22 protein-coding genes are annotated in these 22,518 nt (G+C 73.5%); 4 read left to right on the forward strand and 18 right to left on the reverse strand.

Annotated features, from left to right (window positions below; translation table 11 throughout):
* Together ACJOT3_RS15375 and ACJOT3_RS15380 are read left to right on the forward strand one after the other, a co-directional pair.
* Nucleotides 1-765: adenylosuccinate synthetase (locus ACJOT3_RS15375; RefSeq protein ID WP_406973242.1), on the forward strand; the 765-nt coding region annotated here is incomplete at its 5' end.
* A 102-nt stretch (nt 766-867) separates the two neighbouring features.
* The gene (locus tag ACJOT3_RS15380) at nt 868-2,151 is read left to right on the forward strand and encodes an NAD(P)/FAD-dependent oxidoreductase (protein ID WP_406973244.1); all 1,284 of its coding nucleotides are present in this window, start codon (nt 868-870) and stop codon (nt 2,149-2,151) included.
* Here ACJOT3_RS15380 and ACJOT3_RS15385 read toward each other — a convergent pair.
* The gene (locus ACJOT3_RS15385) at nt 2,138-2,644 is read right to left on the reverse strand and encodes a hypothetical protein (protein WP_406973246.1); all 507 of its coding nucleotides are present in this window, start codon (nt 2,642-2,644) and stop codon (nt 2,138-2,140) included. The two genes, ACJOT3_RS15380 and ACJOT3_RS15385, sit on opposite strands and share 14 nt — an antisense overlap.
* A gap of 194 nt (nt 2,645-2,838) precedes the next feature.
* Between ACJOT3_RS15385 and ACJOT3_RS15390 the strand changes: the two genes are divergently transcribed.
* A complete protein-coding gene (locus tag ACJOT3_RS15390) occupies nt 2,839-3,267 on the forward strand; it encodes a PPOX class F420-dependent oxidoreductase (RefSeq protein ID WP_406973248.1) in 429 nt (142 codons plus the stop codon).
* 50 nt (nt 3,268-3,317) lie between these two features.
* Here the strand turns inward: ACJOT3_RS15390 and ACJOT3_RS15395 are convergent, their stop codons facing one another.
* The 14 genes from ACJOT3_RS15395 to ACJOT3_RS15460 form a co-directional block, all read right to left on the reverse strand.
* Nucleotides 3,318-4,451, reverse strand: coding sequence for an NADAR family protein (locus ACJOT3_RS15395; RefSeq protein ID WP_406973250.1), 1,134 nt, complete (start codon nt 4,449-4,451; stop codon nt 3,318-3,320).
* Nucleotides 4,452-4,571: 120 nt separating this feature from the next.
* Complete coding sequence (locus ACJOT3_RS15400) at nt 4,572-5,321, reverse strand: YebC/PmpR family DNA-binding transcriptional regulator (protein ID WP_406973252.1); 750 nt, start codon at nt 5,319-5,321, stop codon at nt 4,572-4,574.
* On the reverse strand, nt 5,318-5,926 hold the full coding sequence (gene pdxT / locus ACJOT3_RS15405) for a pyridoxal 5'-phosphate synthase glutaminase subunit PdxT (RefSeq protein ID WP_406973254.1): 609 nt from the start codon (nt 5,924-5,926) through the stop codon (nt 5,318-5,320). Before pdxT ends, ACJOT3_RS15400 begins: the two co-directional genes overlap by 4 nt.
* Nucleotides 5,927-6,045: 119 nt before the next feature.
* Nucleotides 6,046-6,957, reverse strand: coding sequence for a pyridoxal 5'-phosphate synthase lyase subunit PdxS (pdxS, locus tag ACJOT3_RS15410; RefSeq protein ID WP_406973257.1), 912 nt, complete (start codon nt 6,955-6,957; stop codon nt 6,046-6,048).
* A 187-nt stretch (nt 6,958-7,144) separates the two neighbouring features.
* Nucleotides 7,145-7,741: a hypothetical protein gene (locus ACJOT3_RS15415; RefSeq protein WP_406973259.1), complete on the reverse strand. Its 597-nt coding sequence runs from the start codon at nt 7,739-7,741 to the stop codon at nt 7,145-7,147.
* Between the two features lie 42 nt (nt 7,742-7,783).
* Nucleotides 7,784-8,938 (reverse strand): glycosyltransferase family 4 protein, encoded by a 1,155-nt coding sequence (locus ACJOT3_RS15420; protein ID WP_406973261.1) that lies wholly within the window; start codon nt 8,936-8,938, stop codon nt 7,784-7,786.
* A 3-nt stretch (nt 8,939-8,941) separates the two neighbouring features.
* The gene (locus tag ACJOT3_RS15425) at nt 8,942-9,916 is read right to left on the reverse strand and encodes a phosphatidylinositol mannoside acyltransferase (protein ID WP_406973263.1); all 975 of its coding nucleotides are present in this window, start codon (nt 9,914-9,916) and stop codon (nt 8,942-8,944) included.
* Between the two features lie 26 nt (nt 9,917-9,942).
* Nucleotides 9,943-10,647 carry a phosphatidylinositol phosphate synthase gene (gene pgsA, locus ACJOT3_RS15430; protein ID WP_406973277.1) on the reverse strand — a complete coding sequence of 235 codons (705 nt, stop codon included), beginning with the start codon at nt 10,645-10,647 and terminating at the stop codon, nt 9,943-9,945.
* A gap of 319 nt (nt 10,648-10,966) precedes the next feature.
* The gene (locus ACJOT3_RS15435; RefSeq protein ID WP_406973265.1) at nt 10,967-11,536 is read right to left on the reverse strand and encodes an HIT family protein; all 570 of its coding nucleotides are present in this window, start codon (nt 11,534-11,536) and stop codon (nt 10,967-10,969) included.
* A 72-nt stretch (nt 11,537-11,608) separates the two neighbouring features.
* Entirely contained in the window at nt 11,609-13,297 is a 1,689-nt protein-coding gene (locus tag ACJOT3_RS15440; RefSeq protein WP_406973267.1) for a DUF885 domain-containing protein, read from the reverse strand.
* 94 nt (nt 13,298-13,391) lie between these two features.
* A complete protein-coding gene (locus tag ACJOT3_RS15445; RefSeq protein WP_017572034.1) occupies nt 13,392-13,985 on the reverse strand; it encodes a GTP-binding protein in 594 nt (197 codons plus the stop codon).
* 34 nt (nt 13,986-14,019) lie between these two features.
* The gene (locus ACJOT3_RS15450; protein WP_406973279.1) at nt 14,020-14,436 is read right to left on the reverse strand and encodes a DUF742 domain-containing protein; all 417 of its coding nucleotides are present in this window, start codon (nt 14,434-14,436) and stop codon (nt 14,020-14,022) included.
* A 98-nt stretch (nt 14,437-14,534) separates the two neighbouring features.
* Nucleotides 14,535-14,936, reverse strand: coding sequence for a roadblock/LC7 domain-containing protein (locus ACJOT3_RS15455; RefSeq protein ID WP_406973269.1), 402 nt, complete (start codon nt 14,934-14,936; stop codon nt 14,535-14,537).
* Between the two features lie 232 nt (nt 14,937-15,168).
* Nucleotides 15,169-18,492, reverse strand: coding sequence for a sensor histidine kinase (locus ACJOT3_RS15460; protein ID WP_406973271.1), 3,324 nt, complete (start codon nt 18,490-18,492; stop codon nt 15,169-15,171).
* A gap of 740 nt (nt 18,493-19,232) precedes the next feature.
* Between ACJOT3_RS15460 and ACJOT3_RS15465 the strand changes: the two genes are divergently transcribed.
* Nucleotides 19,233-20,330, forward strand: a complete 1,098-nt coding sequence (locus ACJOT3_RS15465) for a D-alanyl-D-alanine carboxypeptidase family protein (RefSeq protein WP_406973273.1) — start codon at nt 19,233-19,235, stop codon at nt 20,328-20,330.
* Between the two features lie 36 nt (nt 20,331-20,366).
* On the opposite strand, the gene ACJOT3_RS15470 is transcribed toward ACJOT3_RS15465, so the two are convergent.
* From ACJOT3_RS15470 to ACJOT3_RS15480, 3 genes are all read right to left on the reverse strand, one after another.
* Nucleotides 20,367-21,029: a hypothetical protein gene (locus tag ACJOT3_RS15470; protein WP_406973275.1), complete on the reverse strand. Its 663-nt coding sequence runs from the start codon at nt 21,027-21,029 to the stop codon at nt 20,367-20,369.
* Nucleotides 21,030-21,078: 49 nt separating this feature from the next.
* Nucleotides 21,079-21,303 carry a hypothetical protein gene (locus tag ACJOT3_RS15475; RefSeq protein ID WP_073376195.1) on the reverse strand — a complete coding sequence of 75 codons (225 nt, stop codon included), beginning with the start codon at nt 21,301-21,303 and terminating at the stop codon, nt 21,079-21,081.
* A 127-nt stretch (nt 21,304-21,430) separates the two neighbouring features.
* Nucleotides 21,431-22,420, reverse strand: coding sequence for a LacI family DNA-binding transcriptional regulator (locus ACJOT3_RS15480; RefSeq protein ID WP_406973281.1), 990 nt, complete (start codon nt 22,418-22,420; stop codon nt 21,431-21,433).
* Nucleotides 22,421-22,518 lie beyond the last annotated feature (98 nt).

Consider the following 22,518-nt stretch of genomic DNA (forward strand, 5'->3'; position numbering starts at 1 on the left):
GACGGCCCGGACGTCGAGGACTGCGTCGAGGCCTACCTCGGCTTCGCCCGCAGTATCCGCATCGTGGACGAGACCTACCTGCCCGGCCTCCTCGCCCGCACCCCGGTCGTGTTCGAGGGCGCCCAGGGGGTGCTGCTGGACGAGTGGCACGGCTTCCACCCGCACACCACCTGGTCCACGACCACCACCGCGAACCCGCTGGCCCTGCTCGCCGAGGCGGGCGCCGACGCCCGCCGCATCGGCGTCGTGCGCTCCTACACCACCCGCCACGGCGCGGGCCCCTTCCCCACCGAGGCCCCCGGGCTCGCCGCCCTGCTGCCCGAGGCGCACAACGGCACCCACCCCTGGCAGGGGGCGTTCCGTGTGGGCCACCTGGACCTGGTCGCCCACCGCTACGCGCTGGCCGCCACCGGCGGCGTGGACTCCCTGGTGGTCACCCACGCCGACCGCGCCGCCCACGTCCGCCGCTGCACCGCCTACACGGACCCGCAGGGGCGGCCCCTGGAGCTCGTCCCGGGCGAGGCCCCGGCCCCCAGCCACCCGCTGCACCCCGCCCCGGCACCCCTCGACGCCCGCGCCGACGCCCACCTGCGCCGCCAGGCGGCCCTGACCGGCGCCCTGTCCACCGCCCGCCCCGTCCTGGCCGACGGCCCCACCCCGCCCGAGGCCATCGCCGAGGCCCTGGGAACCCCGCTGGAGGCGGTGTTCTCGGGCCCCACCCGCACCGACGCCCGCCTCACCGCCCCGGCCCGCTCGTCGCCCTGATACAAGAAGGCCCCCGCCGATTGTCCGTTCCCGACAAGACCCCCCACCCGGGTAGGGCCCATGGTGGTGGCCGACAACCATGGGAAATGAGGTCGAACGGAAATGACGGACCACGTGCTGGTGGTGGGTGCGGGAGTGGTCGGACTGTCCACCGCCTGGTTCCTCCAGGAGCACGACGTGCGGGTCACGGTCGTGGACCGGGGCCGGGTCGGCGCCGGTGCCTCCTGGGGCAACGCCGGATGGCTCTCCCCGAACCTGGCGATCCCGCTGAACGAACCCGGAGTCCTGCTCCAGGGGCCGCGCTCCCTGCTCGACCCCGACGCGCCGCTGTCGATCCCGCCGACGGCCTCCCCCGCCCTGTGGGCGTTCCTGTCACGGTTCGCCGCGCACTGCCGGTGGCCGGCCTGGGAGCGCGCGGTCCGCGCGAACCTGCCGCTGAACACCGCCTGCCTGGAGGCGTTCGACGAACTGGAGAAGGCGGGGGTGGCGACCACCGCGGTCTCCGCCCCGGTCACGGCGCTGTTCCACTCCCCCAAGGCGGCGCTCGTCCTGCTGCACGAGCTCGACTCGCTGGGCCTGGCGGTGGAGCGCACCGTGCTGGCCGGGGACGACGCGCACGGCCTCGTGCCGCAGGCGGCGGGGTCGATCCGCGCCGCCGTCCGGCTGGCGGGCCAGCGCCACGTCGACCCCGGGACCCTGGTCCGCAACCTGGCCGCGTCCGTGCGCGAACGCGGCGGCACCGTCCGCGAGGGCTTCGACGCGGCGGCCGTGCACCGCTCGGGTTCGACGGTCACGGTCGTCTCCGCCGACGGCGAGCCGCTGCGCGCGGACGCGGCCGCGGTGTGCACCGGGGCCTGGGCCGACCGCCTGCTGCGCCCCCTGGGGGTGCGGGTCCCGGTGCGGGCGGGCCGCGGATACTCCTTCACCGTGCCGGTCGACGAGCCGGTCCCGGGCCCGGTCTACCTGCCCGAGGCGCGGGTGGCGTGCACGCCCTACCGGGGTGCGCTGCGGGTGGCGGGGACCATGGAGTTCCGGGGTCCGGACGAGGCCCTGCGGCCCCGCCGCGTCGAGGCCATCGTGCGCTCGGCCCGCCCCTTCCTGAGGGGGGTCCGCTGGTCGGAGCGGAGCGACGTGTGGGTGGGCCCGCGCCCGGTCACCCCGGACGGCGTGCCGCTGGTCGGCGCCACCCGGGTCCCGGGTGTGTACACCGCCACGGGCCACGGCATGTGGGGGCTCACCCACGGGCCGGTCACCGGCCGCCTCCTCGCCGAGCGGATCGCCACCGGGCGGACCCCGGCGGCGATGAACGCGCTGGACCCGCTGCGCCGGCGCCCGTCCCCGGCCGGGGCCGCGACCCCGGCGCCGGGCGCGCTCAGACGACGGTGAGGTGGTAGGTGGTGTCCACCCAGAAGTCGTCGCCGGTGTCGGCCTTGATCTCCAGGACGTAGGCGCCCGGGCTGAGACCGGCGATCCCGCCCCACAGGCCCCACGTGAAGCACCGGGTCCACAGCCGGGGGCGGAACGTCCCGTGGAACTCCTGGAGGGGCAGCGGCACGCCGTTGAGGCGTGCCGCCGCCCGCTCCACCGGCATCGACAGGGGCCTGCGGGAGTACGCGGAGCCGTGGTACAGGTTCAGCACCGGGAAGAACACCGGCCGCCCGGCCGGCACCTCGCAGCGGCGCACCACCCGGCCCCCGTACGTACCGGCGAGGAACCACACGTCATCGGGCTGGTTGACCGCCGCGTGGGCGCCGGTGGGGTCCTGCACGGGGTCGTGCCCCTCGGGGGCCGACCACACCCACTTCCACCAGCGGCCCGAGAGCGCGACACCCTCGCGCTCGCCCATCAGCCACGTCCCGTCGGGCACGACCTCGCCCATGGCACCTCGTTCCTCGCGTCCGGCCGCCCGGGGTGGGGCGGCACGCACGGGGATCGTACCGACGACCCTTTTGCGAGGATTGCCCAGGGGCGCCCGAAACAGGGCGGCCGGAACCGCGTCCCATCGTTCCCACCGGGACGGACCGCGCCGCGCCGTTCCCGGCGGGGCCGGGGGCTCCGGCCTAGGCTCGCGCTATGACGACTTCACTCACCGATCCCCGGGTCCACGACTTCCTGAGCGCAGGAACCCGCACCGGCAAGCTGGCCTACACCGCCTCCGACGGCAGGCCGCTGGTGGTGCCGGTGTGGTTCATCGTCGAGGACGAGGCGATCGTCTTCAACACCGGCGCGACCTCGGCCAAGGGCCGGGCGATCGGCCGCGACCCGCGGGTGGCGCTGTGCGTGGACCTGGAGAAGGCCCCGTACGGGTTCGTGCAGGTCCAGGGCGAGGCCGAGGTCTCGGAGCACCCCGGCGAGCTCCTGCGCACCGCCACCGCCATCGCCGCCCGCTACATGGGCGCGGACCGGGCCGAGGAGTACGGCCGCCGCAACGGCGTGCCCGGGGAGCTGGTCGTGCGCATCCGCCCGACCAAGGTCATCGTCGGGTTCGACATGACGAGCTGAGCGGCCCCGGGGCGGCCCGCGGCGCCCGCTCCGACGCGACCCGCAACGGCTCAGATGCCGGCGCGGGCGGCGCACAGCTCGGCGCGGACCAGCTCCAGCAGCCGCCCCGCCCAGTTGCGGCCCTCGGGTCCCGAATTCCCCCAGTAGCGGGGCGACCCGGAGTCGTCGTACAGGATCGTCCGGTCCCCGGTGGACAGCAGGACCTCGGCCAGGTCGGGGTGCTGCTCGAACTTGGCGCGCAGCAGCCGGAGCATGACGGCGGTGCGCGCCACCGCCCAGTCCGGGCGGCGGGGCGCCTCCCGGGCCAGGAGTCCGGCCCGCCCGGGGTTCTCGGCCGTGCGGATCGCCTCCCGGGTGGCGGGGTCGGCGACGGACGCCGCCCGGTAGGCGTGCAGCACGGTGGGGTACGGCGCGCCGTCGACGGTCACCGGGGCCGGGAAGTCGTTGCGCAACACGAGGATCCCCGGGTCCGAGGGTGTTCCGGCGCCGAAGAAGCGCTGCTCCAGGACGATCGCCCCGGCCCTGGGCTCCCCGCGCCCGTCGGGACCCTCCTCGGCCCGGGGCCTCTCCTTGTAGACCTCCTTGTGGGAAGCCCACTCCGCGAAGTACTCCAGGGCGCTCCCGTGGTCCCGGTCCCCGACCGTCGCGCCTTCGAACATGCCGGTCAGGGTGCCGCCCGGGCCGAAGGCCAGGACCTGGAGCGGCCAGTCCTTGGAGTCCATGTCCCCCAGGATGTAGACCCGCCGGGTCTCGGGGATCCCCAGGTAGGCGGCGCGCAGAGCGGCCCGGCGGTCCTCGCCGGGGTCGGCGAGGAAGGCGTCCAGCGCGGCCAGGCAGCGGTCGGAGGTGGTGGGGCGGCCGTTGAGCTCCTCGACGGTGTCCCGGACCTCGGCCAGCAGGCAGTCGGCGTCGGTGTAGGAGTACGGCTCGGCGAACCGCCATTCGCCCAGGCCGTGCACCGAGGCCCTGGCCCCCTCCTCGAACTCGGTGGCCACCCATCCCGAGGCCAGCTTGTCGGCGAACTCCTCCAGGTCCACCAGGCCCCAGCAGTCCACCAGCCCGTCGGCGTAGATCTTCAGGGAGGTCAGGTAGTAGGAGTCGCCGTTGCGGATGAACGCGGGGCGGCTCTCGCCGGGGATCCGCTCGCCGTCGGAGTCGCGGAAGACGGGTCTCATGATCGCCATGCCGGGCAGCCTAGCGATCCGCGCGGACACCCCCGAACGCCGGGGGCCGCACTCCCGGGCGGGAGTGCGGCCACCGGCGTTGTGACGGGTCGGATCCGGTCCGATCCGGTCCGGGTCGGGTCAGCCGAGCTCGGCCATGACCTCGTCCGGGATGTCGGCGTTGGTGAAGACGTTCTGCACGTCGTCGGAGTCCTCCAGGACGTCCACCACGCGCAGCACCTTCTTGGCGGTCTCGGCGTCCACCGGGACCTCCATGGTCGGCAGGAAGCTGGACTCCGCCGACTCGTAGTCGATGCCCGCCTCCTGGAGCGCGGTGCGCACCGGGACCAGGTCGGTGGCCTCGCAGACGATCTCGAAGGCCTCGCCGATGTCCTCGACCTCCTCCGCCCCGGCCTCCAGGACCGCGAGGGTGACGTCGTCCTCGGTGGTGCCCTCCTTGGGCACGATCACGACGCCCTTGCGGTTGAACAGGTACGACACCGAGCCGGCGTCGGCCATGTTGCCGCCGTTGCGGGTGACCGCCACGCGCACCTCGGAGGCGGCGCGGTTGCGGTTGTCGGTGAGGCACTCCACGAGCAGGGCCACGCCGCCGGGGGCGTAGCCCTCGTACATGATGGTCTGCCACTCGGCGCCGCCGGCCTCTTCACCGGAGCCGCGCTTGCGGGCGCGCTCGATGTTGTCGAGGGGGACCGAGTTCTTGCGGGCCTTCTGGATCGCGTCGTAGAGCGTCGGGTTCCCGTCGGGGTCGCCGCCACCGGTGCGCGCCGCCACCTCGATGTTCTTGATCAGCTTGGCGAAGAGCTTGCCGCGCTTGGCATCGATGACGGCTTTCTTGTGCTTGGTGGTGGCCCACTTGGAGTGGCCGCTCATGCGAGTCCTTTCACGATGTCGACGAAGAGGCGGTGAATGCGCGCGTCGCCGGTCAGTTCGGGATGGAAGGACGTGGCCATCAGGCCGCCCTGTCGTACGGCGACGATCCTACCGGCCTCGTCGGGGCCGGGGACGGCGCCGAGCACGGTGACGCCGGGGCCGACGGCCTCCACCCACGGCGCCCGGATGAACACCGCGTCGAACGGCTCCCCGTCGAGCCCGTCGATGTGGACGCCCGTCTCGAACGACTCGGTCTGGCGGCCGAACGCGTTGCGGCGCACCGTCATGTCGATCCCGCCGATCGTCTCCTGGTCGGCGGTACCCCCCAGGATACGGTCGGCGAGCATGATCATCCCGGCGCACGTGCCGTAGGCGGGCATCCCGGCGCGGACGCGTTTGCGCAGCGGCTCCAGCAGCCCGTAGCGGACGGCCAGCTTGGACATCGTGGTGGACTCGCCGCCCGGGACCACCAGGCCGTCGACGGTGTCGAGGTGCTCGGGCGAGAGGACCTTGACGGTGTGCACGTCGAGGGTTTCGAGAACGCGCTGGTGCTCGGCGACGTCCCCTTGGAGGGCCAGGACGCCGATGGTGGGTCTGTGGGTCACGTACGTCCTCACTCTGTACTGCCTGTGCTGCTCGTAACTGCCCGGATCGTTATCGACGCGGCCCGGACCGTCGTACGGCCCGGGCCATGTCGGGTTGGTGCCGGTGGAACGCGGAACCGCTACCAGCCGCGCCCGGCGTACCGCTGGGAGTCGGACAGCTCGTCCAGGTTGATGCCGACCATGGCCTCGCCCAGGCCGCGCGAGACGCGCGCGATGACGGCCGGGTCCTCGTAGTGCAGGGTGGCCTGCACGATGGCGTCGGCGCGCTTGGCCGGGTCGCCGGACTTGAAGATGCCCGAGCCGACGAACACGCTCTCCGCGCCGAGCTGGCGCATCAGGGCGGCGTCGGCGGGGGTGGCCACACCGCCCGCGGAGAACAGCGGGACGGGCAGCTTGCCCAGCTCGGCCACCTCCTTGACGATGTCGTAGGGGGCGCGCAGCTCCTTGGCCGCGATGAACAGCTCGGCCTCGTCCAGGGTGCCCAGGCGCTTGATCGCCGCGCGGATGGACCGCATGTGGCGGGTGGCCTCGACGACGTTGCCGGTGCCGGCCTCGCCCTTGGAGCGGATCATGGCCGCGCCCTCGGCGATGCGGCGCAGGGCCTCGCCCAGCTCGGTGGCGCCGCAGACGAAGGGGACGGTGAACGCCCACTTGTCGATGTGGTGCGCCTCGTCGGCGGGGGTGAGGACCTCGGACTCGTCGATGAAGTCGACGCCCAGGCTCTGGAGGACCTGCGCCTCGACGAAGTGGCCGATGCGGACCTTGGCCATGACCGGGATCGAGACGGCCTCGATGATCCCGTCGATCATGTCGGGGTCGGACATGCGGGCCACCCCGCCGTCCTTGCGGATGTCGGCGGGGACGCGCTCCAGGGCCATGACCGCGACGGCACCGGCGTCTTCGGCGATCTTGGCCTGGTCCGGCGTGACGACGTCCATGATGACGCCGTTCTTGAGCTGCTCGGCCATGCCTCGCTTGACGCGCTGGGTACCGACGGCGTTGTCGGAGGTGGTCGCTGCGTTGTCAGCCACGGTGGTGGACTCCCGTCCCATCAAGTGTTTCCAGGGGAATGGGCGCGCCCGGACGGCGGCCGGCGTTCGCGCTCTGGGGGCGCGCCGACGCCTCGGCGCCGTGCACCCCGGGTCTCCCGGACCACCATGGTAGTTCCTCCCCCTCCGGGGGGCTTTGGCCAGATAGGCGTTTTCCGGGGCGGGGGCCTTACATGGTGTCGGGTGCGGGCACCGGGGCGGGCAGGTCCGGGGGCCGGTCGTCGATCTCGAAGAAGTCGGGCAGCGGTGCCCCGCCGGCCAGCCGGAACAGCCGGACGACCCGGGAGCGGCGGGCCCGGCGGGTGTCGGCGACGGCGTCGTTGTGGAACACCCGGGCCAGGTGGACGCCCCGGGCGGCGGCCGCCGCGGCGGGCAGCAGCCCGGCGCCGTCGGCGGCGCGCAGGGCGGCGGGATCGGCCAGGGTGCGGCGCAGGGAGCGGGACAGGGCGCTCTCGGCGGGCTCGTCGCCGAACGCCCCGCCGTCCCCGTGGCCCCCGCCGCTCCCGGCAGCGCGGTCCCCGGCGGTGACGGCGGCCGCCACCGCCGCGGCAAGGTCGGCGCCGTGTTCGGGGCCGAGCACGCGCGCCAGGCGGACGGCGGTCTCCCGGCGCCGGTCCAGGGCGGTGCGCAGCCCGGCCCGGGACAGGTCCACGCGCTGGTGGAGCCGGTGCAGCCGGGTGGCCCGCCAGGACAGGTAGAGGCCGCAGGCGATCACGGCGGCGAGCGCGCCGACGACCACGAGAACGGCCAGGGCCTGATCGTTCACGGTGCGCACCCCCTCGCCCCCAGGCTACGGACCGCGGTGGCGTCAGTGGGTGCGGACACGCGACCCGTCCCCCACCAGGACGGTCTCGTAGACGTGCACGATGTCGGCGGCGACGGTGTCCCAGTCGTAGGCCCGCACGGCCTCGCGGGCGGCCCGGGAGAGGGCGGCCCGGCGGTCGGGGTCGTCGAGCAGGGCGTCGGCCCGGCGGGCCAGGTCGGCGGCCTCGCCGACGGCGAACAGCTCCCCGGCGCGGCCGCCGCCCAGGACGGCGGAGAACGCGGGGATGTCGCTGGCCAGGATCGCGGCCCCGGCGGCCATGGCCTCGGTCAGGACGATGCCGAAGCTCTCCCCGCCCAGGTTGGGGGCGCAGAACACGTCGGCGGAGTGGTAGGCGCGGACCTTGTCGGCGTCGTCGAGGCGGCCGGTGAGGACGATGCGCTCGCGCAGCCGTTCGGGGACGGCGGACAGCGCCGGGCCGGGGTCGCCGGGTCCGGCGACAAGCAGGCGCAGCCCGGGGCGGTGCGGGGCGAGCCGGGTGAACGCCTCCAGCAGGACGGCCAGCCCCTTGCGGGGTTCGTCCAGGCGCCCCAGGAAGCCGATGGACCCGCCCTGACCGGCGGGCCCGCCCGTGCCGGGGAACCCCGGCAGCGGCGCGGCCGCGGCGAACCGGCGCACCGCCACCCCGTTGGGGATGAGCACGGCGTCCCCGCCGACGTGCTCGACCAGGGTGCGGCGGGCGGCCTCGGAGACGGCGATGCGCGCGTGGACCTTCTCCAGCGCCGAACGCAGCGCGTGCGATCCGGCCGCCATCGCCCGCGAGCGCGGGTTGGCGGTGTGGAAGGTCCCCACCAGGGGCCCCTCGGCGGCCCAGCAGGCCAGCAGGGAGACGCTGGGCGCGGCGGGCTCGTGGATGTGCAGGACGTCGAAGTCGCCCCGCGCGATCCACCTGCGGACCCGGGCCGCCGTGCGCGGCCCGAAGCTCAGCCGGGCCACCGACCCGTTGTAGGGCACGGGCACCGGACGCCCGGCCGGGACGAGGTGGTCGGGCAGGGCGACGGCCGTTCCGCCGACCGGGGCCAGGACCGACACCTCGTGGCCGCGGGCGATGAGCGCGTCGGCGAGGTCGCCGACGTGCTGCTGCACCCCGCCGGGGACGTCCCAGGAGTAGGGGCAGACCAGGCCGATCCGCATGCCCATGTCCTACCCGGCCCGCCCGCCGCCACGTTCCGCGGCGGCCAGGGCCTCCAGCGCGGCCTCGCCCTCCAGCCGGGAGCGGCGGGCGCGGTCCTCCTCGACGTCGCGCAGGAAGATCGGCTGGAGCATGTGCCAGTCCTCGGGGTGTTCGGCGATGGCGCCCTCGAACACCCGGATCAGCTCCTGGCTGGTGCCGCGGATCCGCTCGGTGCGGGTGGCCCCCTCGGCGACGGGGACCTCCTCGTGGATGCGGATGCCCCAGTACGGGCCGTCGTACCAGAGGGAGACGGGCAGCAGGGCGGCGCCGGTGTTCATCGCCAGGGCGGCCGGGCCGGTGGGGACGCGGGCGGTCTCCCCGAACAGCTCGACCTCCACCCCGGTGCCGTTGATGTCGCGGTCGGCGAGCAGGCACACCAGGCCGCCGTCGCGCAGGCGGCGGGCCAGGGTGCCGACGGTGTTGGCGCCCCCGCCGGTGAGCGGCAGCACCTCCATGCCCAGGGACTCGCGGTGGGCGGTGAAGCGCCGGTACAGGCTCTCGGGGCGCACCCGCTGGGCAACGGTGGTGAGGGGGATGCCGCGCAGGGTGATCCACGCCCCGGCGTGGTCCCAGTTGCCCATGTGGGGCAGGGCGACGACGGCCCCGCGCCCGTCGGCGATGGCCTTCTCCAGGATCTCCAGGCCGGTGGCCCGGGTGTCGCCGAGGATGCGCTCGGGCGACATCGCCGACAGCCGGAACATCTCGTAGAAGTAGCGCATGTAGGAGCGCATCCCGGCCCGGGACAGGGCGCGCAGCCGGGCGTAGGTGGCGTCGGGGCCGACCAGGCGGCGCAGGTTGCGCTCCAGGCCGCGGGTGCCCTCGTCGTGGGTCCGCCAGGAGCGGTCGGCCAGGCGGCGGAACACCGCCCGCCCCGCGCTCTCGGGGGCGCGGCCCACGGCCGCCCATGCCGCGGCGTAGGCCGCGGCGGCCACCCGTTCGTCCACGTCGTGCCCTCTTCCGGTTCCGGTGTCTAGCGCTGGTTTCCGGGCGCCGGTTCGGCGCCCTCGTCGGTGTCGTCGAGCAGTTCGGGAACGGCCCCGTCGAAGGGCTCCGGGGCCTCGGCCCCGTCCTCCCGCTCCTGCTTCTGGAGGTGGTCGGCCTCGTTGAGCCGGGCCCGGGTCTCCAGCAGGCGCTGGAGGATGGTCAGCAGGCTCATGCCCGCCAGCACCCACAGGCCGCCGGCCAGGACGTAGGGGACGCCGAACTCGCTGAGGGCCACCGCCACCAGGATGACGATGAGGCGTTCGGTGCGCTCGGCCACGCCGACGTCGCAGTTGACGCCCAGGCCCTCGGCGCGGGCCTTGATGTAGGACACCATGAACCCGCTGATCAGGCAGAACAGGGTGAGCCCGGCGAGCAGCGGGTCGTTGCCGCCGTCGATGAACCACCACAGCAGGCCCGCCAGGATGGCCGCGTCCGCGATGCGGTCGAGGGTGGAGTCGAGGAACGCGCCGAACGCGCTCTCGGCGTCCTTGGCACGGGCGACGGCGCCGTCGAGCATGTCGAAGAGCACGAACACGGTGATGACCACCGAGCCCGCGTACAGCTCGCCGCGCGGGTAGAAGTAGAGGGCACCTGCCACGACGCCGGTGGCGCCGATGACGGTGACGATGTTGGGGGTCAGGCCGATCCGGGCCAGGCTCCGGCCGAGCGGAGCGGTGACCCTGGAGACCATGGGGCGAAGGATTCTCAGCATGTCGTCTAGTGCACCTCCCTCGGCGGATACCGGGGGATTTTCCTGGCGCACGCGACGCCCCGCCGGCCGACGGGCCTGCGGTCCGTGCGCGATCGACGCCAGCCGGGTCGGCACCGGCCCGGATGTCTGGGGTTCTGGGAGGTACCGCGCGTGCGCGCACCGGGCGCGCACGGCGACGATCCTAACAGTCGGACACGGGGATACGCCGCGTACGGCGCGTCCCCGCACCCGACGAACGCACTGCGGACCCGCCGGGTTCCCGGTCCCCTCACCCGGGGGCTACCCGGCTCGGCCGGGATCAGTCGTCGGGCCAGTTCCCGGCGACCTTGGCCCGGGTCTGCTCCAGCATCTCGGGGAGCACCTTGGTGTGTCCGATGACCGGCATGAAGTTGGTGTCCCCGCCCCAGCGCGGAACGATGTGCTGGTGCAGGTGGGCGGCGATGCCCGCCCCGGCCGCCGCGCCCAGGTTCATGCCGACGTTGAAGGCCTGGGGGCGGTAGGAGGCGGTGAGCGCCCGGATGCCCGCCTGGGTGAGGGTGGCGACCTCGGCGGTCTCCTCCTCGTTGAGGGCGGTGTACTCCGACACGTGGCGGTAGGGGCACACCAGCAGGTGGCCGCTGTTGTAGGGGTACAGGTTGAGGACGACGTAGGCGCTCTTGCCGCGGTGCACGACCAGGCCCTCGGGGTCGCTCAGGCCGGGGGCGCGGCAGAAGGGGCAGCCGTCCTCGGGGCGGGGGCCGGTGGGCTTGTTCTCGCCCTTGATGTAGGCCATCCGGTGCGGGGTCCACAGCCGGTCCCAGCCGTCGGGTTCCCCGGTGCCCGTACCGGGGACGCCGCCCTGCTCCTCGTAGCCGCTGCCGTCCGTCATCGCCGACCTCTCCGCGCCGTCGTGCCCTGTCGCGGCTCCAGCTTAGAAGCGCCCGGGGGCGCCCGGGCACCCTCAGAGCCCGAGCAGGGTGCGCAGGTGGCGGGGCGGCGGGGAGCCGTACGCCAGCATCATGTCGTGCCGCTCGCGGTCGGACCGCCCCGGGTGGACGGCGGCCAGGTCGCGGGCGATGTCGGCGACCTCGGCGTGCCCCACGTAGTAGGTCGACAGCTGGGCGCTGGTGAGCAGGGCCCGCCGCCACTTCCCGGCGGCCTCGCCCTCCTCCTGGTGCCCGCGCTCGACCAGCAGCGCCATCGCCTCGGCCTCGGTGAGGTCGCCGGTGTGCAGGCGCACGTCCAGGATGGCGTTGAGGATCATCCGCAGCCGCATCTTGAGCTGCACCAGCCGCAGCACCGCGTTGTCGTCGGGGTCGTCGGACCAGCCGTGGCGGGCCAGCAGCTCCTCGGTGTACACCGCCCAGCCCTCGACGAAGGGGCCGCTCCACAGCACCCGGCCCACCCGCGTGCCGCCGCGGTGGCGGGAGGCGTGGGCGAGCTGGAGGGCGTGGCCGGGCATCGCCTCGTGGACCATGAGGTTGCGCAGCAGCCCGGCGTTGTACTCGCGGAAGAACGACTCCTTGCGGGCGGCGGGCCAGTCCTCCGGGGGCGGGGACACCGCGATGAGCGTGGGGCTCTCCGCGGCCCGGGGGTCCAGCGGGCCGGGCGGCTCGCAGTAGGCGACGGCGATCCCGCGCCGCGACTCCGGCATGGGGATGACCCGGACGGGGTCGTCGTGCACGGTGACCAGGTCCAGTTCGCGCACCCGGCGCCCCAGGTGCGCCAGGGCCTCCTCGCACAGGGGCCGCACGGTGTCCGGGGCGCCGGCGTGCTCCGCCGCGACCCGGGCCAGCGCCTCGGCGGCCAGGCCGGCCGCGGGCGGGCGGCCCAGGTAGGCGGCGGAGGCCTCGGCCAGGGCCTCCTCGGTGGCGATGAGGTCGCTCTGGGCGCGGACCAGCAGCGCCTCGGGGCTCAGCTCGGAGTCGAGGGTGTACCAGAGCCGGGCGGCGTAGACCCGCTCGCCCAGGCGCGGGTCGGCGGTGGAGGTCTCCAGCCGCCCGCTCAGCCACTCCCCGTACTCCTCGACCGCCGCCAGGGCGGCCTCCAGGGCGTTCTCCAGGTCCGCGGGGGCGGCGTCGGGCTCCCGGGCGGCCAGCGCGGGCACGTCGTCGGAGAGCAGGGTGCGGGCGCCCTCCAGCTGGGCCAGGGCGGTCTCCACGTGGACCCGGGACATGCCGGGGCCCGACCCCAGCCGCTCGCGGGCCACGGCCAGGTGGCCGGGCAGGGCGGAGCAGCGGGCGGCCAGCGCCGCCAGCCGGTCGGCCACCGGGAGCTGGTCGCGTTCGACCAGCGCGTAGACGGCCTCGCCCGGGGAGTACTCCAGCGGGTCCCGGTCCAGCGGGCGCAGCTCGGTGGTGTGCCACAGCTCGGAGGCGAGCCGGGCGCGCAGGACCTCCAGGTCCACGCGGTCGCCCGGGGACAGCAGGTCGTCGTCGATGTCGTCGAGCGGACCCAGGGCATCGGTGAGGAGCCGCACGCGTCGCGCGTCGGCCTCCTCGGAGCGGTCGGTGAGGCGGTCCGCGCCGCGCGGATCGCCCAGGTCCAGGGCCCACTCCGGGTTCTCGTCGAGGAGGGCGTCGAGCACGCGCTCGGCGACCTCGCGGAAGCGGCCGGTCATCTCCGGCTCGGGGTGGGAGGAAGAGCTCATCAGCACATGATGCCAGGCAGCACGGACGCCCGGTTCCCGTATGACGGGAACCGGGCCGTGCACTGTGCGGGACCCCGGCCCGAATCGGCCTCCGCTAGCGCCAGGAGTTCTGGCCGCCGGTGGAGGTGGGCTGTCCTGCGGCGCCCTCGGGGTCCCCCACCGTGATGGCGTGCTCGACGAGGGTGATGAGCGTCGACTTGGTGGAGGCCCGGTCACGGGCGTCCACCTGGACGATCGGGATCTCCGGGCTGAGCGTGAGCGCATCCCGGACCTCGTCCGCGGCGTGGGGGTAGTACCCGTCGAACCCGTTGATCGCCACGATGAAGGGCAGTCGCGCCTCTTCGAAGTAGTCGATCGCGGGGAAGCAGTCCGCGAGGCGGCGGGTGTCCACCAGGACCACGGCGCCGATGGCGCCCTTGACCAGGTCGTCCCACATGAACCAGAACCGGTGCTGTCCGGGCGTGCCGAACAGGTACAGGATCAGGTCCGAGTCCAAAGACACACGGCCGAAGTCCATGGCTACGGTCGTGGTCTGCTTGTCCGGCGTCTTGGCGAGGTCGTCGACCCCGACGCTGGCGCTGGTCATGACCGCTTCGGTGGTCAGCGGCACGATTTCGGAGACGGAGCCCACGAATGTCGTCTTCCCGACACCGAAGCCCCCGGCGACGACGATCTTGACCGACGTCATCGCGTTCCCCCCAGCACCGCCTTCCTCGGCCGGGCTAGAGCTTGCGAAGTCCACTGAGCACCCTTTCAAGCAGGTTGGTGTTCGGGCGGGCGTCGTTATTGAGCGAAGACCTGATCTGGACCAGTCCCTGCTCGGACATGTCCGCCACAAGCACCCGCGCCACTCCGAGGGGCATCCGCAGAAGCGCGGAGATCTCCGCCACGGAACGCCACTCCCGGCACAGGTCACTGATCGCCTGCCATTCGGGCGTCAGCGTGCCTGACTCGTTGAGGGCCGCCGACGTCGTCGAGATCAGAGCTTCGAGGGGAAGCTGCGACTTCGGCTTGGTGCGGCCCTTGGTCACCGCGTAGGGGCGGACCAGAGAACTGGGCGCGCTTCCCGCTGCGGATCGTTGATCGTACGGTTGTTGGATAGGTCGAGGAACATCTCCGCCGCCCGGAACCGCCGGGATCCCCCCTGTGGGGGGACCGCTCGGCTGTTGTCCGAACCACGAGGCGCTCCCGGCATCTCTACTGTGAGGTGCCACCACTTCCTCCTGTCGGTGGTGGATCAGTGGATTCCCGAGGTGCGCGCCGCTGGTGTCAGCGCCCGCCCCGCCCGCTCGACGAGCAGGGTCATCTCGTACGCGACCAGACCGAGGTCGCTCTCCGCGGAGGCCAGGACCGCCAGGCAGGAGCCGTCGCTGATGGCCATGATGAGCATCAGCCCCCGCTCCATCTCCACGACGGTCTGCGCGACCGCTCCACCCTCGAACACCCGGGCCGCGCCCTGGGTCAGGCTGGACAGGCCGGAGGCGATAGCCGCCAGCTGGTCGGCCCGGTCGGCCGGGAATCCCGCGGACGACGACAGCGGCAGACCGTCGGACGAGACGACGATCGCGTGCGCGACATCGGGTACCCGGTCCGCGAAGTCCGTGATCAACCAGTTGAGTTCATTCACCTGGCGACTCATCTGATCTCCTGTCCAAGTTCGCCGGCTGGTCTCTTCGGCACTGCTACCGCCGGCACGGCATGTGACAGCACTGCCTTCGTAACTGCCCGGACCCTCCCGTGGGGGTGGTCGGGAGCCTGGTGTTCGATTCTCTTCGAGCGACGGGTGGTGCGCGTCCGAGAAGCTCGGTAGATGCTATTGCATCCTGCTTCCCTGATTAAGAGGGACCCTGTCCCGCCGTTGTCCACTCCGCTCACCCCTCCGACTGCCCGTCGCCCAGGCGGCTGCGGCCATCGCGGACGCCCTTCTGGAAGCCCGAGAACCGGTTGCGGACGCGATCCGCGCTGCGGGTCGGCATCTGCTTGAAGTTCTCCGGCTTGGGGGCGGTCCCAGGGACAAGGTTTGCCTTGGGAACCCGTTTTGGCAACCCCGAGGTCGTCAGCCCGCCCGCGATGGGCTCGGCCGCCGACCGCGCGGCCTTCCAGCCGCGGTCCGCCGCGGAGTTCCACTCCTGCTCGGAGCGGGTCTCCGGCTCCGCGGCCCGGGCGGGCTGCGGTGCCGCGGCCGCGGGGGCCGCGGGCGCCACGGGGGCCGCCGGAGCGGCCGGTGCGGCGGGCGCCGCCGGGACCTGGCGGATGGGGCCGGTCTCGGTCGCGTCCACCGTGGGCCCGCCACCGGTGCGGCGGCGGAACCAGTTGGACTCGATGGCGTCGAAGATCGGCAGGGAGTCGTTCTCCTCGCCGCCCGGCGTGGGCGGGACGACCGTGTTGCCGGCCGGGCCCTGGGCGGCGCCGTAGCGGCGGGAGAGGTAGGCCGTGGAGCCGTAGCCCTCGCGGTTCTCCCCGCCGCCGTTGCCGCTGTTGGTGCCCGAGCGCCAGGAGCCGGTGTCGTTCGAGGCCGGGGGCCGCTGGCCGGTGGTCCAGTCCGTGGAGGACGGGGCCGCCGGGGCGGACGAGGCGGAGACGGCCGGGAAGGTCTCGGTGTCGGGCTCGTCCCGGTGGGTGTCCCGCCGGTGTCCGGTGTCGGCCGCGGAACCGTTGCCCGAGAAGGCGTCGTAGCTCTCGGGCTCGGGCCGGCGGAACGCGCCGGTGTCGGACGGGCGCCGGAAGGCGCCGGTGTCCGCGGGGCGGTCGAACGCGCCGGTCTCGGTCGGCCGGCTGAACGCGCCGGTGTCCGTGGGCCGGCTGAAGGAACCGGTGTCGGTGGCGCGGTCCACGGGCCGCTCGAAGAGCGATCCGCCGGTGTCCTCGCGCGGGGCCGGGTCGAAGAGGCTGTGGCCGGTGCGCTCGGGCGCCGGCGGGGCCTCCTCCTCCGGGGCGTCGTAGGGGTCCACGACACGGCGGTGGGAGCCGGTCTCACCGGAGAACGCGCCGGAGCCGCTCGTGGTGCCCCAGACGTCGGAGCCGGTGCTCTCGGTCCCGGCGGAGGTGCCCGTGTTCCACAGGTCCTGGCCGCTGGGCGGGTGCTCGTCGCCGCGCGAGGAGGTGCCGGGCTGGCGCTTGGGCAGCCCGGTGCCGAGGTCGGCGTCGATGCCCTGGGACTGCCAGGCGTCGGTCGGCTCGGGCGCGGCCGGGCCGGAGGCGAAGGCCGCCTCGGCGTCGGCGTAGGTGTTGGGCGCCGCGGAGGAGAGCTCCAGGCGGCTGTCTGCGCCGCCCAGGGCGTGCTGGCCCTCGACCGGGGTGATCAGCAGGTCCGGCGGCAGGACGAGGACCGCCGTGGTGCCGCCGCCGTGCGCCTCCTTGAGGTGCAGGCGGATGCCGTGGCGGTGGGCCAGGCGCGAGACCACGAAGAGGCCCATGCGGCGCGAGACCGCGACGTCGATGACCGGCGGGGAGGCCAGGCGGGCGTTGATCGCCGCCAGGTCCTCGGCGGCCATGCCGATACCGCTGTCGGTGACGTCGACCTGGACGGCGCCGTTGTCGAGGGTCTTGGCGCTGACCAGGACCTCGGTGTCGTGCGGGGAGAACGAGGTGGCGTTCTCCACCAGCTCGGCGACGAGGTGGATGACGTCGTTGACCGGGCGGCCCAGCACCGAGATGTGGGACGGGGCGCGGACGTTGACCCGCTCGTACTGCTCGACCTCGGAGACGGCGCCGCGGAGCACGTCGACCAGCGGGACCGGCTGGGCCCACTTGCGCGTGTTGTCCTGGCCGGAGAGGACCAGGAGGTTCTCGTTGTTACGGCGCATGCGCGTCGCGAGGTGGTCGAGCTGGAAGAGGTCGGACAGGCGGTCGGAGTCCTGCTCGGACTGCTCCAGACCGTCGATCAGGCGCAGCTGCCGTTCCACCAGGGTCTGGCTTCGGCGGGACAGGTTGACGAACATCGCGTTGACGTTGCTGCGCAGGGCGGCCTCGTCGGAGGCCAGTGTCAGGGCCACGCGGTGGACGTCGTCGAAGGCGCGGGCCACCTCGCCGATCTCGTCGGCGGTGTCGACCTCGATCGGGGTGACCTTGACGCTCTCGGGGACCGCCCCGGCCTCCTGCATCCGGTTGATCGCGTCCGGCAGGTCGCGCTCGGCGACCCGGCGGGCGCCGTCCTCCAGGGTGCGCAGCGGGCGCACCAGGGAGCGGACCACCAGGGAGGTGAGGATGAACACGGCCAGGAGCACGCCCGCGACGACCACGAGGTCGATCAGGGCGCGGGTGAGGGCGGCGGCGCGCAGTTCGGCGGCGTCGTTGCGGATGCCGTCGGCGACCTTCTCCTCGACGTCCTGGAGCTTGCCCAGGGCGACGCCGGCGATCTCGATGTAGTCCTCGGGACCGTCGTTGGAGGTGACACCGCTCAGGTCGGCGTTGCGCTCGGCGCGGTACATGACACGCATGCGCATCGTCGAGACCTGGCTGACCTGGAGGCCGGTGAAGTTCTCGTCGAAGATGTCGCGCTGCTGGGGCGAGGCCGCCTGGATGAAGTTGGAGATCTCGTTGTCGTAGCGCGCGCGGCTGGAGTCGATCGCCTCGGAGATGCCGCCGGTCATCGAGTCGCGGAAGAGCGAGTGGCTCATCAGCGCGGTCTCGTACGACAGCTGGTCGCGGGCGTTGGACAGGGCCGTCAGCGTGCGGACGCTCTCCCGCAGCTCGGAGTCGCTGGTCTCGTCGGCGATCGTCTGGTTGAACTCGGTGAGCGATCGCGTGACGGTGCGGTACTTGGTGACGACGGGGAGCACCGTGATGCGGGTGTCGTCGACCTCTTCGCGCAGCGAGTCCAGCGTGGTGAGCTGGGTCCGCATGTTGTTGAGGCGGGTGTTGGCGAGGGTGCCGTCGACCTCGCCGATGTCCTCCAGGCGCACGGAGAGCTTCTGCTGGAGGTCGCGGGTGGCGGCGCGCTCCTCCTCCAGGTCCTGGCGCTTGGCGTCGGAGCGGCGCGCGGGGTCGGGGTCGTCGGAGATGTAGACCGCGCTGGCGCTGCGCTCGCGACCGAGCTGGTTGGCCAGTTGCACGATCAGGACGCCGACCTCGGCCCGGTCCTCGATGTGCGCGTGGGTGACCGTCGAGACCGCGGCCTCGTAGACCCGCAGACCACCGAGGGCGAGAGCCACGGCGGTGGGAATGACGATGAGGGCCACCAGGCGGGAACGCACCCGCCAGTTACGTGGCCTCCACCAATCGGGTCTGCGCTGGGGCGCGGCATCGGCATGTTCGGCCTGCGCTGCCTCGCTCTGCGCGCCGGCCCCGTTTTTTGTCGCTCGTGTCGACACGGACCCTCGCAACCTTTCGTGTCACCGCCGTGAACGGCTGTCGGTACCCAGGAACCGACCGCTCCGGCCCGAGGATGGCTCGGGCACATCGGTATAGACCACTGATGGCCACCGAAACCGGTAAGCGGTGGGGAATGTGGGGAGATGTGAAGACTGTCCGCCGGACTCGCCTGGGAGGAGAGGAGCCGCCCACCCGACCAAAGAGTTCCAGCGGGTGCGCGTGCGGTGGATAGCGTATCAATGGGGGCGAAGGGATCGCTGCGGTCGTTCAGGCCCTACCGAGCATGATCATCTCCATCCACCGGACCCCATAATGCCTTCCTTGTCGGCATTATTACCAATCTCCCTGGTCAGGCATAGGGACCGAAACCCGTTCAAGTGCCCGGGTAACTTTTTGGACACACCACCAGCTTCCTGATCAAGACCACCTCGACATGACATCGTGACATTACGTACACGCAGGTCCGGGGGAGGAAGCGGGCATGTGCGCGGTATTGCGTCCATCATCGAACACGCTGGGTAATGACCGAAAAGCGGAACGTTCGCGCAGCCCAGCGCGGGTCCGCGTTCCAGGGCCCGTATTTTCGGTCAGGCTCACTTTTTCCTGGGGCCTCGCCGTCCTCATGGCCTTCTCCTGCCCCTCACCCGCCGCGGCCGAGCCCGGCGACCCGACGGTCGAGCTGGCGGCGCTGCGCGCGGAGCTGGAGGGGCTGCGCACCGAGGCCGGGGAGCGGATCGGGGAGTACCTCGCCGAGCGCGAACTCCTGGAGGAGCTCTCCGCGGAGCGGGAGGCCGCCGAGGAGCGCGTCGCGGAGACACGGGTGCGCGGGGAGTCCTCCCGGCTGGCCGTCGCCCGCCAGGCGGCCGCCGTCTACAAGGGCGCCGACCTGTCGCCCGCCCGCACCCTGTTCGGGGCACAGGGGCCGGCCGGGATGCTGGACCTGGCCGCCGACCTGACCCTGATCGGCGACCACCGGTCCGCGGAGCTGGGCCGGGCCCGGGCGGCCGGGGTCGCCGCGGACACCCGCTCCGAGACCGCGCGGGAGGCCGAGCGCGAACAGGAGGAGGCGACCGAACGCGCCGACGAGGCCCTGGAGGAGGCCCGGGAGGCGATCCGCGTCCAGGAGGAGGCGCTCACCGACCTGATCGCCGAGCAGACCCGGCTGGAGGCCCGCCGGGCGGAGCAGGGGGGCGGGCCGGGCGGCGACGCGCCGCGCGAGGCCCGCAGCGCCCCGGAGTCCGGGGCCCTGCCCGGGCCCGAGCCGGGCCTGGGGACCGATTCCGGGACGGACGGCGGGACGGGCGCCCCGGCCTGCGCCGGGGGCGACGTGTCGGCGCATCCCAACGGGCGCATCCCCGACGACCTGCTGTGCCCGCTCCCCCAGCCCGGGGAGCGGCTGCGGGCGGACGCCGCCGCGGCGTTCATCGAGCTGGACGCCGCCTACCGGGAGCGGTTCGGGCGCGCGATGTGCGTGACCGACTCCTACCGCCCGTACCACGAGCAGGTGGCGCTGTTCCAGCAGATGCTGCCGGGCATGGCCGCCAAGCCGGGGACCAGCACGCACGGGATGGGGCTGGCCGTCGACCTGTGCGGGGGCGTGAACGTCCTGGGCAGCGCCGAGCACGTGTGGATGCTCGACCGGGCACCGGCGTTCGGCTGGGACAACCCGCCCTGGGCGCGCGGCGGCTTCGAGCCCTGGCACTGGGAGTACACGCCCTGACGGGAGCCCGCGCGGTGACGGGAACCCGCGCGGGGGTCAGACCCGGGAGCCGACCCTGACCTCGTAGGAGCCCAGCTCGCCCAGGTCGACGAACACCTCGTCGCCCTCGGCCAGCGGTCCGGCGTCCACCGGCAGCAGGGCGTTCACCCGGCCCGTCTCCCGGGACAGCCAGGGGTCGTCGGGGTCCAGGGCGGCGCGGCCGCGCTCGGTGCCGTCGACCTCCACGGCCGCCTCCCACTCCGCGATCGGCTCGTCGGAGGTGGCCAGCACCGGGCCCAGGCCGAGCAGGACCGGCTCCCCCGCGGCGTCCAGCCACAGGCAGGCGGGCGTGCGGGCGTCGATGCGCCCCGGGGCGCCGGCGACCGCCGCCAGGCCCACACGGGCGCTGTGGGCGGTCGCGGGGACGGTGTCGTCGACGGCGCCGACCAGGTGCGGGGGGACCTCCCAGACGTCGCCGCCGGAGAGGACGGCCACCGGGGCGGTCGGGGCGAGCGGGGCGCACATGCGCGCCTCCCACTCGACGATGATCTCGATCGGCGCCCGGCGGGTGCTGTCCAGCACCCCGGCCAGGGCGGGCACCCCGTCGGCCAGCAGCTCGTCCAGGTTCCGGGGGTCGGGGACGCCCAGCACATCGCCGTCGTCCAGCGCCCCCACGCGCTCGCCACCGCCGCTCGGCGACAGGTAGGTCACCCAGCGCACCGCATCCTCCTCGGTCCCCGCCTCGTCCGGACCGCGGCGGCGGGATCCTCTAGATCGCCACGGTCGGGCTGTGCTCCTTGCCGGTGCCGGCGCATCCCCGGCACGGTTCGTCGACCCGGAGCCAGACGATGATCCCACTGGCGTCCCGGTGCGGGCGTTCGGGCCGCCACCATCCGGTACCCGAGCAGAACCGGCAGTCGAGGCCGTCCCGGTCGCACCATCCGCACGAAGAGATCGCACACCGGGTGTGCGTCGGTTCCCGCATCGGATTCATGCGCCCCCACCGTCTCCCGCGAAGTCGCGACCAGCCTTGCACATGCATCTGCACACGTCCACCCGCCGGGGCGATCCGGTGTCCGCCCGACCGGTACCGGACCCCCTGGAGGCGGTGTTCGGGCCGGTCAGGCGGACTCCCGGACCACCAGGCGAGTGTCGAGCATGACGGTCTCGGACTCGGCCGCGCGCGGGATCGCGACGTCCACCAGCAGGCGCGCCATCTCCTGGCCCATCTGGACCGAGGGCTGGTGGACCGTGGTGAGCGCGGGGTCGCTGTAGTGGGCCATGAGGGTGTCGTCGTGGCCGACCACCGCGACGTCCTCGGGCACCCGCAGCCCGCGGGCGCGCAGGACCCGCAGCCCGCCGATCGCCATCATGTCGGAGGCGATGAAAACCGCCTCCGGCGCGGGCCCGCCGTCGAGCAGCCGCTCCATGGCCTCGGCCCCGCCCTCGACGCTGAAGTCGCCCTGGACGACCAGCCGGTCCTCGATCTCCACGCCCGCCTCGGCCATGACCCGCTGGTACCCGCGCAGGCGCTCCACACCGGCGTACATGTCCAGGGGGCCGGTGACGGTGGCGATCCGGCGGTGCCCCTTCTCGATGAGGTAGCGGACGGCCTTCTCGGCGCTGCCCACGTTGTCGATGTCGACCCAGAACGGGGAGGGCACCTCGGCCAGCGGGCGGCCGCCGTGCACGACCGGCACGCCCGCCGCCGCCAGGCGCTTGGGCAGGGGGTCGTCGCGGTGCAGGGACACCAGCAGGGCCCCGTCCACGTGGAACCCGCTGAGGTAGTCGCCGACCCGCTTGTGCTCGGCCTCGCTGCGGGCGGTGGTGAGCATCAGCTGGAGGTCGCGCTCGTGCAGGACCGAGCTGACCCCGCGGACGATGTCGGCGAAGAACGGGTCGGAGAAGAGCCGGTCGCGCAGCTCCGAGACCACCAGGGCGATCGTGTCCGTGCGCCGGGTGACCAGGGTGCGCGCGGCCTGGTTGGGGCTGTATCCCAGTTCGGCGATCGCGTTGTGGACCGCCTCCCGGGTGCGCGGGCTCACCTGCGCCGACCCGTTGATCACCCGGGAGACGGTCCCGCGGCCGACCCCGGCCCGCTCCGCCACCATCTCCAGGGTCGGACGCCGCCGACCGCCACCGTCACCGCTCTTGGCCACTTCGCGTGCTCCCTCTGGGAAAATCGTACGCCGCCGCGGCCGGTGGTACC

The organism is Nocardiopsis protaetiae (assembly GCF_045446735.1).
GTDB classification, from domain to species: domain Bacteria; phylum Actinomycetota; class Actinomycetes; order Streptosporangiales; family Streptosporangiaceae; genus Nocardiopsis; species Nocardiopsis protaetiae.

Coding starts and splice junctions, on each gene's coding strand:
- ACJOT3_RS15380 (WP_406973244.1), top strand. CDS start 868: ATGACGGACCACGTGCTGGTGGTGGGTGCGGGAGTGGTCGGACTGTCC.
- ACJOT3_RS15385 (WP_406973246.1), bottom strand. CDS start 2,644: ATGGGCGAGGTCGTGCCCGACGGGACGTGGCTGATGGGCGAGCGCGAG.
- ACJOT3_RS15390 (WP_406973248.1), top strand. CDS start 2,839: ATGACGACTTCACTCACCGATCCCCGGGTCCACGACTTCCTGAGCGCA.
- ACJOT3_RS15395 (WP_406973250.1), bottom strand. CDS start 4,451: ATGGCGATCATGAGACCCGTCTTCCGCGACTCCGACGGCGAGCGGATC.
- ACJOT3_RS15400 (WP_406973252.1), bottom strand. CDS start 5,321: ATGAGCGGCCACTCCAAGTGGGCCACCACCAAGCACAAGAAAGCCGTC.
- ACJOT3_RS15420 (WP_406973261.1), bottom strand. CDS start 8,938: ATGGGCATGCGGATCGGCCTGGTCTGCCCCTACTCCTGGGACGTCCCC.
- pgsA (WP_406973277.1), bottom strand. CDS start 10,647: ATGGTCTCCAGGGTCACCGCTCCGCTCGGCCGGAGCCTGGCCCGGATC.
- ACJOT3_RS15435 (WP_406973265.1), bottom strand. CDS start 11,536: ATGACGGACGGCAGCGGCTACGAGGAGCAGGGCGGCGTCCCCGGTACG.
- ACJOT3_RS15440 (WP_406973267.1), bottom strand. CDS start 13,297: ATGAGCTCTTCCTCCCACCCCGAGCCGGAGATGACCGGCCGCTTCCGC.
- ACJOT3_RS15445 (WP_017572034.1), bottom strand. CDS start 13,985: ATGACGTCGGTCAAGATCGTCGTCGCCGGGGGCTTCGGTGTCGGGAAG.
- ACJOT3_RS15455 (WP_406973269.1), bottom strand. CDS start 14,936: ATGAGTCGCCAGGTGAATGAACTCAACTGGTTGATCACGGACTTCGCG.
- ACJOT3_RS15465 (WP_406973273.1), top strand. CDS start 19,233: ATGGCCTTCTCCTGCCCCTCACCCGCCGCGGCCGAGCCCGGCGACCCG.
- ACJOT3_RS15475 (WP_073376195.1), bottom strand. CDS start 21,303: ATGAATCCGATGCGGGAACCGACGCACACCCGGTGTGCGATCTCTTCG.
- ACJOT3_RS15480 (WP_406973281.1), bottom strand. CDS start 22,420: ATGGTGGCGGAGCGGGCCGGGGTCGGCCGCGGGACCGTCTCCCGGGTG.